This is a genomic window from Trinickia dinghuensis (assembly GCF_003367175.1).
Lineage (GTDB): Bacteria > Pseudomonadota > Gammaproteobacteria > Burkholderiales > Burkholderiaceae > Trinickia > Trinickia dinghuensis.
Genome location: NZ_QRGA01000008.1, coordinates 216632 through 232793, shown reverse-complemented (window position 1 = coordinate 232793; position 16162 = coordinate 216632). Strand labels below are relative to the sequence as shown.

The 16162-nt window shown below is 62.2% G+C and carries 15 protein-coding genes; 3 read left to right on the top strand and 12 right to left on the bottom strand.

Going from position 1 to position 16162, the window contains the following annotated elements:
- Window positions 1-53 precede the first annotated feature (53 nt).
- The gene (locus DWV00_RS15755; RefSeq protein WP_115534513.1) at window positions 54-1112 is read right to left on the bottom strand and encodes a permease; all 1059 of its coding nucleotides are present in this window, start codon (window positions 1110-1112) and stop codon (window positions 54-56) included.
- Between the two features lie 389 nt (window positions 1113-1501).
- Between DWV00_RS15755 and DWV00_RS15750 the strand changes: the two genes are divergently transcribed.
- Complete coding sequence (locus DWV00_RS15750) at window positions 1502-3193, top strand: carboxylesterase/lipase family protein (protein ID WP_181885473.1); 1692 nt, start codon at window positions 1502-1504, stop codon at window positions 3191-3193.
- Window positions 3194-3296: 103 nt separating this feature from the next.
- Here DWV00_RS15750 and DWV00_RS15745 read toward each other — a convergent pair whose 3' ends face one another.
- Window positions 3297-4208 (bottom strand): SDR family NAD(P)-dependent oxidoreductase, encoded by a 912-nt coding sequence (locus tag DWV00_RS15745; RefSeq protein ID WP_115534511.1) that lies wholly within the window; start codon window positions 4206-4208, stop codon window positions 3297-3299.
- Between the two features lie 312 nt (window positions 4209-4520).
- Here DWV00_RS15745 and DWV00_RS15740 point away from each other — a divergent pair, with 312 nt between their 5' ends.
- The gene (locus tag DWV00_RS15740) at window positions 4521-5840 is read left to right on the top strand and encodes an MFS transporter (RefSeq protein WP_115534510.1); all 1320 of its coding nucleotides are present in this window, start codon (window positions 4521-4523) and stop codon (window positions 5838-5840) included.
- 133 nt (window positions 5841-5973) lie between these two features.
- Here DWV00_RS15740 and DWV00_RS15735 read toward each other — a convergent pair whose 3' ends face one another.
- Together DWV00_RS15735 and DWV00_RS15730 are read right to left on the bottom strand one after the other, a co-directional pair.
- Window positions 5974-7059: a porin gene (locus DWV00_RS15735; RefSeq protein ID WP_115534509.1), complete on the bottom strand. Its 1086-nt coding sequence runs from the start codon at window positions 7057-7059 to the stop codon at window positions 5974-5976.
- 166 nt (window positions 7060-7225) lie between these two features.
- Window positions 7226-8881: a fatty acid--CoA ligase gene (locus DWV00_RS15730; RefSeq protein WP_115534667.1), complete on the bottom strand. Its 1656-nt coding sequence runs from the start codon at window positions 8879-8881 to the stop codon at window positions 7226-7228.
- Window positions 8882-9164: 283 nt separating this feature from the next.
- Here DWV00_RS15730 and DWV00_RS15725 point away from each other — a divergent pair, with 283 nt between their 5' ends.
- The gene (locus DWV00_RS15725) at window positions 9165-10214 is read left to right on the top strand and encodes an AraC family transcriptional regulator ligand-binding domain-containing protein (RefSeq protein ID WP_147297908.1); all 1050 of its coding nucleotides are present in this window, start codon (window positions 9165-9167) and stop codon (window positions 10212-10214) included.
- Between the two features lie 15 nt (window positions 10215-10229).
- Here the strand turns inward: DWV00_RS15725 and DWV00_RS15720 are convergent, their stop codons facing one another.
- The 8 genes from DWV00_RS15720 to DWV00_RS15685 form a co-directional block, all read right to left on the bottom strand.
- Window positions 10230-11414 (bottom strand): acyltransferase family protein, encoded by a 1185-nt coding sequence (locus DWV00_RS15720; protein WP_115534507.1) that lies wholly within the window; start codon window positions 11412-11414, stop codon window positions 10230-10232.
- Between the two features lie 244 nt (window positions 11415-11658).
- On the bottom strand, window positions 11659-11850 hold the full coding sequence (locus DWV00_RS15715; RefSeq protein WP_115534666.1) for a hypothetical protein: 192 nt from the start codon (window positions 11848-11850) through the stop codon (window positions 11659-11661).
- Window positions 11851-12013: 163 nt separating this feature from the next.
- Entirely contained in the window at window positions 12014-12844 is an 831-nt protein-coding gene (gene fghA / locus DWV00_RS15710; RefSeq protein ID WP_115534506.1) for an S-formylglutathione hydrolase, read from the bottom strand.
- Window positions 12845-12849: 5 nt separating this feature from the next.
- A complete protein-coding gene (gene gfa / locus DWV00_RS15705; RefSeq protein WP_115534505.1) occupies window positions 12850-13425 on the bottom strand; it encodes an S-(hydroxymethyl)glutathione synthase in 576 nt (191 codons plus the stop codon).
- 78 nt (window positions 13426-13503) lie between these two features.
- Window positions 13504-14613: an S-(hydroxymethyl)glutathione dehydrogenase/class III alcohol dehydrogenase gene (locus DWV00_RS15700; protein ID WP_115534504.1), complete on the bottom strand. Its 1110-nt coding sequence runs from the start codon at window positions 14611-14613 to the stop codon at window positions 13504-13506.
- A gap of 62 nt (window positions 14614-14675) precedes the next feature.
- Window positions 14676-14951, bottom strand: coding sequence for a formaldehyde-responsive transcriptional repressor FrmR (gene frmR / locus DWV00_RS15695; protein WP_115534503.1), 276 nt, complete (start codon window positions 14949-14951; stop codon window positions 14676-14678).
- Between the two features lie 118 nt (window positions 14952-15069).
- Window positions 15070-15249 carry a hypothetical protein gene (locus DWV00_RS15690; protein WP_147297907.1) on the bottom strand — a complete coding sequence of 60 codons (180 nt, stop codon included), beginning with the start codon at window positions 15247-15249 and terminating at the stop codon, window positions 15070-15072.
- Between the two features lie 73 nt (window positions 15250-15322).
- Window positions 15323-16159, bottom strand: a complete 837-nt coding sequence (locus DWV00_RS15685) for an alpha/beta fold hydrolase (RefSeq protein ID WP_115534501.1) — start codon at window positions 16157-16159, stop codon at window positions 15323-15325.
- Between the last annotated feature and the right edge of the window lie 3 nt (window positions 16160-16162).

Here is a 16162-nt window from a genome sequence, read left to right as displayed (position 1 = left end):
GAGCGCATTATAGAGTCAGCTCGAGCGGACTACCCCCGAAGTCCGCGGCATGCTCACAACCCGACCGTCATCGCAATCACACCCGCGACGACCCCACCCAACACGACGCATACGCCGGTCAACGCGAGAATCCTTGGCGGGAACGAACGGCCGAGCATCGCCAGCGACGGCACGCTGATGGGCGGCAGCGTCAGTAACAGCGCGGCGGCGGGGGCTGTCGCCATGCCGAGCGACAACATCGCTTGAATGATCGGCACCTCGCCCGCGGTGGGAATGACGAACAGCGCGCCCGCGACGGCGAAAGCCAGGATCCACGGGAGGCTGGCATCGACGCCGGGGCCGATGTGGGGGAAGAGCCAAGCACGCGCGGCGCCCATCAGCAACACGAGCACGATGTATTCGGGAATCAGACGCGCGGTCATGCGCGCGAGAATCTTCAACCAGCGTACGAACATGACGCCGGTATCCTCGTCGACCTTGATCTGGTCGAGCGCATTTTGCGCCGCGTCGGCTTCCTGAACGGTTGCCGTACGCTCGACGAGATAGCCGATGCCCAGCACCAATACGAGGCCCAGCGCGAGCCGCAGCCCCATCCATTGCCAGCCGAGCACGAAGCCGATGAAGACGAGGGTGGCCGGATTGAGCAGCGAATTGCCGAGCCAGAACGCAATCGCCGCGCCGGGGGCGGCGCGACACGCGCGCAACCCGGCGACGACGGGCGCCGCGCAGCACGTGCACATCATCCCGGGCAACGACATGACCGCGCCCGTCATCACGCTGCCGAAGCCGCCTTTACCCAGCGCACGCAAGATCCAGCGCGCCGGAATCAACGCCTGCACGGCCGAGCCCAGCAAGAGCCCCAATACCATCGCCTGCCAAATCGCCTTGCCGTAGGCGATCGCGTAGCTCAGCGCTGCGTTCCATGACGCCGCGGGCGGAGCGTCCGCCGTCCCCATCAGAATCGAATTGCCGATCGCGTGATGGCTTGCCGCCACGAACGCACGGTTGTAGTAGGGGAGCCACTTGACGTAGAACAAGCCGCACACGGCGATCGTGAGCAGGACGGCTGGGCCGATTAGGTAGTGACGGTTTCTGGCGGCGATCGAGTTCATTGGCGTGGGGTGGTTTTCAAAAAGCGTGTTTTCGAGTCTGCACGACTGCGTGCGAATGTGCGAATTCTATCGCGAGCGGGGGACGGCGCCGGCGGGCGCGCTCGCGCTTCGCTCCCGGGTGTCGGGATTCAGGCCGTGCTTGGCGCGCAACGGACGAGCGTGAGTACTTTTTCTCAGCCGAACAAGGACTTGGCGCGCTTGCGCAGACGTTATCCCCAGGGCCCTCCACAGAAACTGTGGATAAAGGTCGGCATGGACGGCGGGACGTCGATCGAGGCGCCCGCGCAGGATGGCGGATTTCGAAAAAGGATTGGCGAAACTCGCCAATGACGCATGCCAATGAGGGTGTCATTGTTGGGCCGAATAAATTCCAACCCCGGAGACACTCCATGATTCGAGCCCTTCGCGCTGGCGTGGCGCTGTTCACGCTCGCCTTCGCATTATCGGCGGCTGCCTATGCCGGCGACGTCAATGACCCCGCATCCACTGAGCGAATCACCCAGTTCGGCGCCGTCCAGGGCGTGAATCACAGCGCCGCGACCGGGACCTACGCATGGCTTGGTGTTCCTTACGCGAAGCCACCCGTCGGCTCGCTGCGATGGATGCCGCCCGTCGATCCGGCGCCGTGGCCGGGCGTGCGCGCCGCGCAGCGGTTCGGCCACTCGTGCGCTCAAGCAGGGGCTTACTTCAGCCCGGCCCCGAACGACGCACCGTACGGTCTTTCCGTGCGCGACAGTTTCGGCAAGCCCGTGGGTAGCGAAGACTGCCTGACGATGAATATCTGGAGCCCGGCGAATGCCCAAGGCCCGCTCCCGGTCATCTTCTTCATCCATGGCGGCAGCAACATCATGGGTTATTCCGGCGACCCGATCTACAACGGACAGGTGCTCGCGAAGAAGGCCAATGCGATCGTGGTCACGATCAATTACCGCTTGGGTGTTCTCGGCTGGCTCGACCTGCCGCAACTGAAGACGGGTAATGCGCAAGCCGATTCCGGCGACTTCGCGCTGCTCGATCAACAGCAGGCGCTGAAGTTCGTCAAAAACAATATCGCGGCTTTCGGCGGCGATCCGAACAACGTGACGGTAATGGGGCAGTCTGCCGGCGCGGTCAATGTGTGGGCACTGCTGGTTTCGCCGCTGTCCGCAGGGCTCTTTCAGAAGGCCGTACCGCTGAGCGGTGGTCTCATCACCTCATCGCGGCTAACGGCGCAGACGTACTCGCAGGCGCTGCTCACCGCGATCGTCATCGCCGACGGCAAGGCGACCGACACCCCGTCGGCACTGGCTTGGCTCGCGACCCAGACGGATGCGCAGATTGCCGCGTACCTGCGCGGCATCTCGCCCGATGAACTGCTGAACGTGGTGATTGCGAACCCGCAGTTGGGCAACCCGCCCGCACCGATCGAGGACGGCGCTGTTATGCCGACGAACTCGCTTCTGGCGCTCGCGTTCGGGAGATATCAGAAGGTGCCTGTGCTCGCCGGCAATACGAAGAACGAAGGCACGCTGTTCGGCGGTTTGTTCGGCACGCTCACCGCCAGCGGTGTCTCGGGCTTCAAGCCGGACGACTACGACCGTTTCACCATCCAATACAATTTCGATCCGAACGCTCCGGCCACGCTGACCGACGCAGACTTGATCAACGCCCGCTATCTGCCGGTGACGGCACTGCCGTTCGGGTGGAATGCGCTGAGCGCGTTGACGACGGACACCGTTTTTCTTACGCCTGTGGCGGTGGAACTGACGTCGCTGGCTTTGCAGCAACCCAATAAGGTCTGGTACTACCGCTTCGACTGGGCGCAAGAGCCGGCGCCGTTCAACACCGTCTACGGCGCGACGCATGCCTTGGATCTGCCGTTCATCTTCGGCAACTTCGATAAAAACGTGTTTTCCTTCGCGTATGGCAACGCGAACAAACTCGGACGCGAGGCGCTGTCGGATGCCATGATCGCGAGCCTCGCGGCCTTCGCGAAGACGGGCAATCCGAATACGCTGGCCGTGGGTGTCCCGTGGGCGAACTTTCCGTCGAAGGTTGTGTGGAACGCGTCGCCGACGCAACTGCAAGTCACGGCACAGTAATCCGAGAGAAGGGAAGGGGCGATTCGGGTTAGCGGTTGACCCGGACGCCCCGAACACTGAACGGCATGCGCTGCTTGGCAGCACGTGCCGTTTTCTTCGTCGATCAATTGATTCCGGAAGCGGCGGCCTTTTCGATTTCATTCAATCCCTGGACGCTTCCGCTCTCGGGAACGAACGAACCGTCGCGGCACATTACGCGGCCCAACGATTGCGCGAGCCGGTTGGCGACGTCGGCGTCGACTCCCAGATGGACGCCATCCGTCAGCGTGATGTGCGCGGCCTCGAAGGTGCCGGCGCCGGCACAAAGAATCGCGCGGCTGGGCGCGCGCTCGTGAGCGAGCACGAGCATGGCCGGGACGACGGCTTCGGGCGTCAGCAGTTCCGCCGCACGATGATCCAACATGCCTTCCGTCATCCGCGTGTACGCAGTCGGCGCAAGGCAGTTGACGCGGATGTCGTGCTTCGCGCCTTCGATGGACAACGTCTGCATCAGCCCCACCAACGCCATTTTGGCCGCCGCGTAATTCGACTGCCCGAAGTTGCCGAACAAGCCGGAAGACGATGTCGTAAACAGAATCCGGCCATATCCCTGTGCTTGCATGCCCGCCCAGACCGCCTTGGTGCAGTTGACCGAGCCCATCAGATGAACGTCGAGCACCGAGCGGAAGTCGTCCAGGTCGATCTTGGCGAAGCTTTTGTCGCGCAGGATGCCGGCGTTGTTGACGAGAATATCGACGCGTCCCCAGACCTGCATCGCGACGGCGACCATGTCCTCGACTTCGGCGAAGTCGGTCACCGACGCGCAGTTGGCGATCGCGTCGCCGCCGGCGCTCCGTATCTCATTCGCGACGAGCATCGCCGCGCCGTTCGATTCCTCGGCACCGTTCACGCCGCCGCCGACGTCGTTCACGACCACCTTGGCGCCGCGCGCCGCGAGAGCGAGCGCGTATTGCCGGCCGAGCCCGCCTCCCGCGCCGGTGACGACGGCAACTCGCCCGCCGAACTCCAGATCCATCTTTCATTCTCCTGTGCCTGATTGAGGTGATGCCGCATAAAGCAGATCGCTTTGCGCTTTGCGCTCTGCGCGATCGCTCGAACCGCCACTGACAATGCGCGGACTTTATCGTATGAAGCGCCACACCATAACACGCGAATTCGGCGGATTTTAGGGGATCAATTAAATTGGCGTGAAGCGAAAATGAATGGCGTGTCCGGCCAATTCCACTCGCTGTTTATTTAGGAGATGCTTGCCTTGGATGCGAGCCGGCCAAGCACCGGCCACATCGAGCACAGCAAGACAACCCCTAAAAAATGGAGCAAGGAGACGATGAGCAATCCCCCAACAGCCACACACCCGAGTGCGCTCCATGAGGATGCATCGCAGCGGACATCGCTGGGCAAGAAACTGACATGGAGAATTCTTCCTATCCTTTTTATTTGCTATGTATTTTCGTATATCGATCGCGCGAACATAGGGATGGCGCAATTGCAGATGAAGCAGACGCTGCCGTTTAGCGATCTGTCTTACAGCATCGGCGCGAGCTTGTTCTTCGTCGGCTATCTGTTGTTCGAAGTCCCGAGCAATCTGATGCTGCAAAAGAGCGGCGCGCGCAAGACGTTGATCCGCATTCTCATCTGCTGGGGCGCGGCGAGTGCCGGCATGATGTTCGTACGCAGCGAGGCGACGTTCTACGGTCTGCGTTTTCTCGTCGGCGCTTTCGAAGCGGGCTTCTTTCCCGGCGTGGTTCTCTACCTCACGTACTGGTTTCCATCGCAACGGCGGGGATCGATCATTTCCGCGTTCTTGATGGCGCCGTCGGTGGCCCTCATTGCCATGCCGCCCGCCGCGGGCGCGATCATGCGAGGGATGAACGGCGTGGCGGGTCTGCACGGCTGGCAATGGCTGTTCGTTCTCAGCGGCGTGCCGGCTTCGCTGCTCAGTATCGTCGTCTACTTCTTTCTCGTCGATCGCCCCGAGCAAGCCAAATGGCTCACCGCCGCGGAAAAAGCCGCGCTTGCCCACGAACTCGACACCGAGCGCAAATTCGTCTCGAACGCGAATCACGGCTCGTACGGCGCGATGCTGCGCGATCCGAAGATCTACGCGCTGTCCTTGGTCTATTTTCTGTTCATCGGATCCGTCTACGCGATGCTGTTCTGGATGCCGAGCCTCGTGAGGAGCTGGGGTATCGCCGATCTTTTTTGGGTTGGCATCTACTCCGCGTTACCGAGCGTGTGCGGCATCGTCGGCATGGGGCTGATCGGACGAAGCTCGGATCGTCTTGGCGAGCGCCGCTGGCACTTCGCCCTTGCCACCGTGCTGGCCGGGCTCGGGCTCGCCGTCACGGCCGTCGTCAAAGGCACGTTTGTGCCTTCGCTGATCGGACTGTGCGTGATGATGGTCGGCGTCATGGCGCTTACCCCGTTGTTCTTCACGATCGTGAGCGAGTATTTGCCGAAGAAGACGGCGGCGGCGGGGATTGCGCTCGTCAGCTCGCTGGGCAATCTGGGCGCCGCTTCGATGCCGCCGGCGGTGATCTGGGTCAACGGCAAGACCGGCGGCCCCTACACGAGCCTGATGCTGCTCACGGCTACGTTCGTGCTCTCGGGTATCGTATTGCTCGTTGCCGTTAGAAGAAATCGATAGAGCGAGGAAGTAAACGAATTAGGGGGCCGCACTGTTCGAAGTGCGGCCCCCTTTTTTGTGCCTTACGTTTTACTCCTTACAGCACGCCGGCGGCGGGGCGTCGATGTTGCCGGCCGCCGACGCGGCCTAGACATCAAAACGAGTGGCGAATGCCGATATCGGCGCCGAACGTGGACCCTTTGACACCATAGAGCGCGTCGTTGGTGGACAGGCCCGTGTCCATCAGACCGTGGTTGTCGACGAAGCCGAGCTGGCCGTAGAGCGAGGTGGCTTTCGACAAGCTGTATCGCACGCCCGTCGCGGCCATGATCGAATGATTGTTCGAATCGTTGCCGTCTCGCGTCAGCCAGACGCCGGCGTCGACATTCACGGCAGGCGTCACGTCGTAGCTGAGGCCGCCGCCGAAGACACGGCTATCGAACGAACCGGCGATCTTGTAGTTGGCGAATACGGCTTTGACCGTCAACGCATCGAAGCGATAGGCGGCGCCGATCGTGCGGCCCGAGAAGGCCACCGTGCTGGGCGTGGGCGTCGACGCGGCGGAGCCGCCGGGATTGCCGCTATACATGGCCGCGTCGATCGTGAATTGACCGAACTGGTAATTCAAACGTCCCGAATATTGCCGTCCGGCCTGAAAGTTGCCGGCGGTGCCGCCCATTGCCAGCATCGCACTGCCTTGCAGACCTGCGATCCGCGGGCTCGTATAGGAGATCGCATTCGCGTTGTAGACGCCTGTCACCAGGACGCGGCCGATCGCGATCGGTACGCCGCTGCCGAAGTAGGACACGCTGCGCGGATCGGTTGTGATGATCGATAGCGCGAACGGCGAATATTGGAGACCGGCCTTGACGGTACCGAAGCCGCCCGTCATGCCGACCCACGCCTGACGCCCGAAGAAATTCCCGTTCGAATCCGCGAATCCGCCATTCGAAACATCGATCCCGCTTTCCAACTGGAAAATCGCCTTGAGGCCGTCGCCTAAATCCTCCGTACCCTTCAGGCCAAAAAACGAAGCGCTCGAGCCGCCGGTGATCAGGCCGATTTGACGGCCGTCGTTCGCGCCGGTGGCCCCATCGCGCGTTTTGCTGGTGTAGAGAATTCCCGCATCGACGATGCCGTAAAGCGTGACGTTGCTTTGCGCATGCGCGGTGATGCCGATGCTGCCCAACAAGGCGCCGAGCAGGAACGATCCGGAAATACAACGATGTTGCGACCGCATGAGTTGTCTCCTCTAGTGAGTTTTAAGGTGGTCCGGCTGATTGCGTTGAAGCCGGGTTAAAGCTGGGTTAAGGCTGGGTTGAAGCGAGGGCGAAAGGAGTCCCTCCGGGGACATCGGAGCCGATGTCCTCGGGAGCGTTGGAACAGCGTATGAACGACCGGTGGGCCTATGGACCGGCGCGGTACCTGGCGCGAAGCAGTTTCTTGTCGATCTTGCCGACGCTCGTCCGCTCGATGGCCTCGACGAACATCACCCGCTCGGGGATCGCGTACCGGGAAATGACGCCGTTGGCCGCGTACTTGCCGAGGTGCGCGCGTATCGACTGCAGGTCGGCCGATTCGCCGGGCTTGAGCACGACGAGGGGCAACGGGCGCTCGCCCCAGCGGGCGTCGCTCACGCCGATCACGGCGACTTCGCCGACGGCCGGATGCCGCGAGATCAGATCTTCGAGTTCGAGCGACGACACCCACTCGCCGCCCGTTTTGATCACGTCCTTGAGGCGGTCCGTGATGTGCAGGTAGCCGTTGCCGTCGATCGTGCCGATGTCGTTCGTGTGCAGATAGCCGCCCGCCCACAGCGCATCCGACGCGGCCGGGTTGCCGAGATAGCCTTGCGTCAGCCATGGCGCTCTCACGACGACTTCGCCGCTGCTATTCCCGTCGCGCGCGACGTCGCGCATCTGCTCGTCGACGATGCGCACTTCGACGAGCGGGATCGGCAGGCCCGCGCGCGTACGAAGGTCGAGATCGGTGGCCGGATCGCCGTCCGAGATCGTGCCGACCTGCGAGATGGTGAGGACGGGACAGGTTTCCGACATGCCGTACCCGGCGAATACGTCGATGCCTCGTGCCAGGGCGGCTTGCGCCAAGGAATGAGGAAGCGCCGACCCGCCGACGATGATCTTCCAGCCGCGCAAATCGGCCGCTTCGCTCGCGGGGCACGACAAGACCATGCTCAGCAGCGTGGGAACCCCGTGCGAAAACGTCACCTTCTCGCGCACGGCGAGTTCGATCAGCGACTCCGGCGAATAACGTCCCGGATAAACCTGCTTCACCCCGAGCAGCGTGGCGATGTACGGGATGCCCCATGCATGCACATGAAACATCGGGGTCATCGGCATATAGACGTCTTCGCGATGAATGCGGCCCTGCTCCGACGCGCTGGTGAGCGCGCCCATCGTCGCGAGGGTATGCAGCACGATCTGCCGATGCGTGAAGTAGACGCCCTTCGGCAATCCGGTCGTCCCGGTGGTGTAGAACGTGGTGGCGACCGTGTTCTCGTCGAAGTCGCCGAAGACGAACTCGGGCGACGCGCACGCCAGCAGTTGCTCATACTCGCCGGCGAAGCCCTCCGGCATGGCCATCGCGCCGCTGTCGTCGATCAGCACCGCGGCCGTGAGTTTCGGAAGCCGCTCGCGCAGCGGCTCGAACGACGGCAGGAAATCCGCATTGACCAGAACGACGCTCGCGCCCGAATGATCGAGCGTATACGCGATCTGATCGGGACTGAGACGCACGTTCGCCGTCATCAGCGTCGCGCCCATCATCGGAACGGCGAAGTAGCTTTCGAGGTAGCGGTGGCTGTCCCAGTCCATGACCGCCACGACGTCTCCGGCTTTCACGCCGAGCGATGCCAGCGCGCCGGCCAACCTCCCGATGCGTTCGCGCAGCGTCGAATAGGTCATTCTGACCTGGTCGCGATAGACGATTTCCTGCTGCGGCCGAACCGCGAGCGGAGTGTGCAGGAGCTGCTTGATCAACAGCGGATAGGCGTGTGCGCAAGAGGCGGGGTGAGCCCCGTCTCCCGGGTTGGCGTTCGGCATAGGTTCAAGAAAATGAAACGATTGGGTCGGATGATCGTCCACGCCGGATAGCCAGTCATTAGCATCGTCGGCCATTTTCTTTTCGAAACTCGCCAATCCGATCGGGCCGGGCACCGAAATTGCCGATTGCACCGTACTCCGTATTTTCCCTGTCTGACGAGGCGGTTTTCTGTGCGAAGATTCGGCCAACCTCGGAAGGGGAACATGCGCCGCGGTCGCCGCCCCTTTGGGTACGTTCGAGACGTTCGAGACGTTCAAATCAAACCGTGAATGCAAGGGCCTCATGCGCATCCCGTCTCCTTCTCTGTGCCTCACGTTCTCATCGCGGTTTCTGCAGGCGTTTTTCGCCGAGACCGGAACGGAGCCCGAGAGGCAACGGCGTTTGATGGAGCAGGCCGATATGGCGCCCGACACGCTGAATGCCGCCAACGGCCGCGTCACCGAGGATCAGTTCTCGTCGCTCTATCGATCGATCGCGAGCGAAACGGACGATGAGATGCTGAACCTGCTGTCCCGGCCCATACCCGGCGGCACGATGAAATACGCCGGCTACATCATGATCTCGGCGCCGACGGCCGGCGTGGCGCTCTATCGCTTTTCGCGCTTTCTCCGGATGCTCAATCGCGACTTCGATGTGAAGATTCTGCGCGACGGCAAGACAGCTTCGATCGTCGTCGAGGGCCTCGGCGAGCGTCCGCAATCGCGGGCAATCGCGCGCCAGTTGACGCTGAAGGTTTTTCACGGGATGGGGTCATGGCTGACCGGGCAACCCATTGAGTTGATCGACGTCGATTTCGACTTTCCTGCGCCGCCCTATACCGAAGATATCTACGCGCTGCTTCCCGGCCGAATCAATTTCGAACGCCCGGCGACGGCAATGCATTTCGACGCGTCGGTGCTGGACCTGAAGATTCACCGCAGCGAGCGTGAACTGCGCACGTTTCTGGCGCGGCAGCCGCGCGACTGGCTGCTGCCGCCGTCGGTCAGACAACCGGTGGCGCATCAGGTGCGGGCGTGCCTGCTGGAGGGCGACGTCGGTGCGATGAAGGCGCCGGATATCGCGAAGGCGCTCAATATGTCGTTGCGCACGCTGTGCCGGCGTCTCGCGCTCGAAGGGGCATCCGTCAAGGACGTCAAGGACGCCCTGCGGCGCGATTTGGCGATCCATCGGCTGACACAGACGCAAGAGTCGATTTCGAAGATCGCGGAAAGCCTGGGCTTCGGTGACAACCCCTCGTTCTATCGCGCGTTCCGCAGTTGGACCGGCGTGGCACCGGGCGCGTATCGCCGAGGCGTCGACGATCAAACGCTCGGCGTCACGCCGAATGCGTGACGTCTTTTCCCGGCGCTATTCCACGCGCGCCGATGCCGTCTGTCTAAACGCGAACGTCGTATCGACACGCTCGAGCAGGCCGCGCGCGAATCGCGAAGCGAACCGTTGTATCAAGATGTCCGTCAGCCGCGACAACATGTAGGACGCGGCCAAGGTAACCGCGAGTACCACAACGAACACGGCTAGCGACAGAAGCGGCCCATGAGTGGCCAGCATGTGAGAATGCTTGAACAGATAAAGCGCTTCGAACGCAAAAATGAAATGCCATAGATAGATGGCGTAGCTCTCGCGCCCGATGGCGACGGCGATACGCCCCATCAATCGCTGGTTCGCCTCCGAGCAGCACACTAGCACCAGCGCCGCGGACCCGCACGCGGCGACGAGCGGCGCGTATTCATTGGCACGCCCCATCCACACGCCGAACACCGCGGTAGCCACGCCGCAAAGCGCGATCGTGCCCAAGGTGATGCCGATGCCGGCGCGGCCGAGTCTAGCCTGCCCCGTCAAATACGGCCGAAACAGCGCCCAGCACCAAATGCCGACGAGAAAGCAAGGCACCTGCACCGGCGGCCAAAAGTAGAAGAACGAATTGTTCCTCACATTGCATTCGAGGGCTGCGCCGCCGCAGGCTCCGGTTGCCAGGAACGCCGCGCACGCGAGCAGCAGCACGATGGTCAGAACGACGAGCCGGGCTCGGGAGGTGGCGAAGAAGAAGATGACGGGCGCGATCGAATAGAACAGCATCTCGACGCCGATCGACCATCCGCCAGGCACGACGTTGTTGATTGCCGACGCGGACACGGCATGCACGAACAGCAAGTTCAACACGACGTCGCTGATATCGTGCGGGCCGAGAATCGAAGCATGGTCGGCGTCAAAGTTATACGTGTACCAGCTCATTGCACCGTATGCGACGATCGCGACGTAGTAGAGCGGGGCGATGCGAAAAAAACGTTTGATATAGAACCGTGCCGTTACGTGGCTCGCCGCCCGATAGCGTTCGCGATCGGCATCGAGCGTCATGAAGATCGTGACCGCGCTGATGACGAAAAAGAGCTGGACGCCGTACTGACCCATGCGCGCCAGTACGGTGGCCCATTGCGGCAGATGAGGGAACTGAAACGACAGATGAACTGCGACGACGGCGATGATGGCAATTGATCGAGCTTGATCGAGACCGGATATTCTTCCTCGCTGCATCCTCTCTCCTCGGCAATGATTAGAAGAAACACGGCTGTGCTTGAGAAGTGGACCTCGAATGCAGGAATTGGGCCTGTGCGGTTCGCTGCTCGTGCGCGAGAGCGTGAGAGGCCCGTGCCTTCGGACGCTTGGCGGATTGCTGCGCAACTCGGGCGGATGCGATCGCCGCATCGCGAGCGCCGCGACCCGGCGATTTCAATGAAAAATATGCAAGCGGTATTGCAACGCGTTCGCGATGCTCGGCCTACAAAATCCGCATTTCGCGAATCTTGCCGATCTGCGGAGAGCGGCTGAGGATCAAGTTGGTGACGAATTCGGCGACCAGCGCGAACGGTATATTGTCCGGCACGTTCTCGATGAGTTGACTCGGCACGTGCACGATGAAGTCGTTCGGTGCGCTCTTCAGGCTGTGCTCATAGCTGACTTGGTAGTTCATTTTTCGACAATCCGCGTTGGCCACGACGTTCACGATGTTCGCAACGTTCATGAGGAGAAAGATACTCGCATCGCGAACGTCGTGCCTGGCTAACTCGCTGCCAGTTGCCAATTGGTCGTCGCCAGCCGCCAGCTTTTGGCCGCTAGCGACCGGTCATTCCCGCTCAGCGCAAGGCTTTCGCATGGTACGCAAGATGTTCGCCGATGAAACTGGCGATGAAGTAGTAGCTGTGGTCGTAGCCCGCGCGGACATTCAACTGCAACCGATGCCCGGCCGCCTCGCAGGCCGCCCGCAACAGTTCCGGCTTCAGCTCTCTGTCCAAGAACTCGTCGCTGTCGCCCTGATCGACCAGTAGCGGCAGGCGTTCGGTAGCGTCCTTCAGCAACTCGACGGTGTCATAGTGCTTCCACGCCGCGCGATCGTCGCCGAGATAGGCGGTGAGCGCCTTTTCGCCCCAAGGCACCTGGCTCGGCGCGACGATCGGAGCGAACGCCGACACGCTGCGATAGCGGCCCGGATTGCGCAGCGCGATCGTCAACGCCCCGTGCCCGCCCATCGAATGCCCGAAGATCGAGCGTGCTTCCGTCACCGGAAACCGGGCTTCGATCAGCGCCGGCAACTCGTCGGCCACATAGTCGTACATCCGAAAATGCTTGGCCCACGGTTGCTGCGTGGCATTCAGGTAGAAGCCGGCGCCTTGGCCGAGATCGTAAGCCGGGTCGTCCGCCACGCCTTCGCCGCGCGGGCTCGTGTCCGGCGAGACGACGATCAGGCCGTGTTCGTTGGCATAGCGCTGCGCGCCGCTCTTCCCGATGAAATTCTGCTCGGTGCAGGTCAAGCCGGAAAGCCAATACACCACAGGGCACTTCTCGCCCCGCGCCGCTGCCTCGGGCAGGTAGATGCCGAATCGCATTTCGCACTGAAGCGCGGAGGAGGCGTGCTTCCACACCTCCTGGACTCCGCCGTGACTTGCGTGTCGCTCGATCCGTTCCATATCGATCAGGCCTCGCGATAGGTGCCTTTGGCTTTGGCCGCGTGAGCGGAAAGAATGTCCATCAACGCCGGGCTGAGGCAGTCGTAGGGCTCGAGCCCCTTGTCGCGCAGCGTCTGGCGCACGTCGCCCATCGCGGACGGCGGCGTGCCGCTCTCGATGATCGACGAGACGAACGCAGCAAAGCCAGGGCCATCCCAGCCCGTGTCCTTCGACAGTTCGGTATGGATGAAGTCCAATCCGTAGAACGCGTGCGCCTTGTTCTCGATGCGCCCGAACAGGTGCGTGCCGCAGCCCGTGCAGGCATGGCGTTGAATGAGCGCCGTGTCGTCCACGATCTTGAGTTTTTCGCCGTGGGCGGTGACCGTGACCTTGTCGCGCGGTACGACGCCCACGACGGAAAACAGCGCGCCCGCGGGCTTCCAGCACTTCGTGCAGCCGCATGCGTGATTGAACAGCACTTGCGAATCGATGCGTACCTCGACCGGATCGGTCGCGCACGAACAGCGCAACGTCCCGCCCTTGAAATCGGTCGCGCCTTTTTGAAACCCGTGGTCGACGCTGGGGTGAATGGCCGTGCTCATGGTCTGTCTCCTAGAGGGTGTTTGCGATGATCCGGCGATCGCGGGATCGCCGGATCAGTCAACTTCGTCATCACACGATCAATAGTGAACGACGGTACGGATCGACTTGCCTTCGTGCATGAGGTCGAATGCCTCGTTGATCTCGGCGAGCGGTTTCGTGTGAGTCACGAACGGCGCCAGTTGGATCTTTCCGGCCATGGCGTCTTCCACCATGCCCGGCAGCTGCGAGCGGCCCTTCACGCCGCCGAACGCCGTACCGAGCCAGCGGCGGCCGGTGACCAGTTGGAAGGGACGGGTCGAAATCTCTTGGCCGGCACCCGCTACGCCGATGATGACCGATTGGCCCCAGCCGCGATGTGCGCATTCGAGCGCGGCGCGCATGACGTTGACGCTGCCGATGCATTCGAAGCTGTGGTCCACGCCCCAGCCCGTCATTTCGACGATCACTTGCTGGATCGGCTTCTCATGGTCTTTCGGATTCACGCAGTCGGTCGCGCCGAACACGCGTGCCAAGTCGAATTTGCCCGGGTTCGTATCGACCGCGATGATGCGGCCGGCCTTGGCCAGCTTGGCGCCTTGAATGACCGCGAGACCGATGCCGCCCAGGCCGAACACGGCTACCGTGTCGCCTTCCTGAACCTTGGCGGTGTTCTTGACGGCGCCCAATCCGGTGGTGACGCCGCAGCCGAGCAGGCAGACCTGTTCGGGGTTCGCATCGGGATTGATCTTGGCCAGCGAGACTTCGGCCACGACCGTGTATTCGCTGAACGTCGAGCAGCCCATGTAGTGATAGATCGGCTGGCCGTTGTAGCTGAAGCGGGTGGTGCCGTCGGGCATGACGCCTTTGCCTTGGGTGGCGCGCACGGACACGCACAGGTTCGTCTTGCCGCTCTTGCAGAACAGACACTCGCCGCATTCCGCAGTGTAGAGGGGGATCACGTGATCGCCGGGCTTCACGCTCGTCACGCCTTCGCCGACTTCCATGACGATGCCCGCGCCTTCGTGGCCGAGCACGGCGGGGAAGAGCCCCTCGGGATCGTCGCCCGAGAGCGTGAACGCATCGGTGTGGCAGACGCCCGTGTGCGTGATTTTGACGAGCACTTCGCCCTTGCGGGGCGGTTCGACGTCGATCTCGACGATTTCGAGGGGTTTGCCGGGCCCGAACGCAACGGCAGCACGTGATTTCATGTCAGTCCTTTGGGCGAAAAAGGGGGAGGTCAGCCGGCCGCGTCAAAGGCCGCTGAATGGGATTAGCGCAGATAGGTGCGTACGAGGGAGACGACGTCGTCGATCGACCCTTGCTGCGCGCCGTTGGCTTGCGCGACATGCGAGAACTCTTCCCGTAAGTGACTTTCGAGAACGCCGGCCATCAACCCGTTGACGGCGCCGCGCACGGCGGCAATCTGCTGAAGAATCGGGCCGCAGTCGGCACCTTCCTCGAGCGCGCGCTCGAGCGCGTCGATCTGTCCTTTCACGCGGCGCACGCGGGCCAGAACGCGTTTTTTCTCTTCTGCAGTGTGCGGCATCTTTCTACCTCTGTGTACTCTGGGGTAGTATCAAGGTAGCATACTGCCGGGCAGTATGCAAAAATTCCTTTTTCGCCGTGGACGTGGGATCGCGGATGGGGAGGGTGCCTATCAGCGCCTATATCGTGCCGACGTACTCCCCGCGAGCCGGATAGTCATTCTTAATGATGAAATCGAGCGCTTGAGCCATCTCCGTATACGACGGGCGCGCGAACGGCTTCGATTGAATGGACAGGTAATAGATCGCCCGATCCGGGCGGATCAAGAATGCGACGGGCACCGAGAAGAGGGGCGGCACTTCGACCCCCTTGCGGACATCGTTGCGATTCGTCCGAGGCCCCAAGCGGCGTAAATGATATGAGAATGGGTGGCTACGCCAGCCGCCCTACGAATGCTTCCACCGCATCGTTCAACGCTTCGGACGCGTCCCGGTGGGGCGAGTGCCCGCCTATGCTGAGCTTGCACAGTTGCGCGCCTTTCGCCGACTGAGCGATCGCTTCGATCTGCGCCATCGTCCCGTAGTGATCATCCTCGGCTTGCACGGCAAGCAAAGGGCAATCGATCGAGCGCAATTCGCCGACGATATTCCACGCCTTGAATTCAGGATTCAGCCAAATATCGTTCCAACCGTAAAACGCCGAATCGACATCCGCGTGATAGCGGCCCAGCTTGTTCCGCAAATCCGTCCGCTCGTAAGCGACCTTCGCCTCCGCGATGCTTTGGACGCTGATCTCTTCGACGAAAACATGCGGCGCAATCACGACGGCGCCACGCAGCAACCGCGGAAATGCACTGGCATACAAAAGCGAGATCGAGCCGCCGTCGCTATGCCCGATCAGCCACATCCGCCGCCGTTCCGGTTCGTCGATCCCAACCGCATCGAGCAGGGCGGGCAACACATCGCGAGCTTGGTGCGACATGAAATCGACCGGCCACTTCACATCGTGCGGACGCGGCGTCGACCGCCCATACCCGGGGCGCGAATAGACGAACCCTCGCATGCCGAGCCGATCGCAGAGCTGCCGCGGCCAGTCCCGCCACATCGCGATCGAGCCGAGCCCCTCATGCAGGAACAACGCGATGGGCGCCTCGCTGCGATCGGCATGGATCCATTGGTATTCGATCGTCAGCGCGCCGCGGCCCGCACGCGGGGCAAGCGTGGCGAATCGAATGTCGTCGGACGTCGATGCAGCGGGGCTCGTATTCATAGT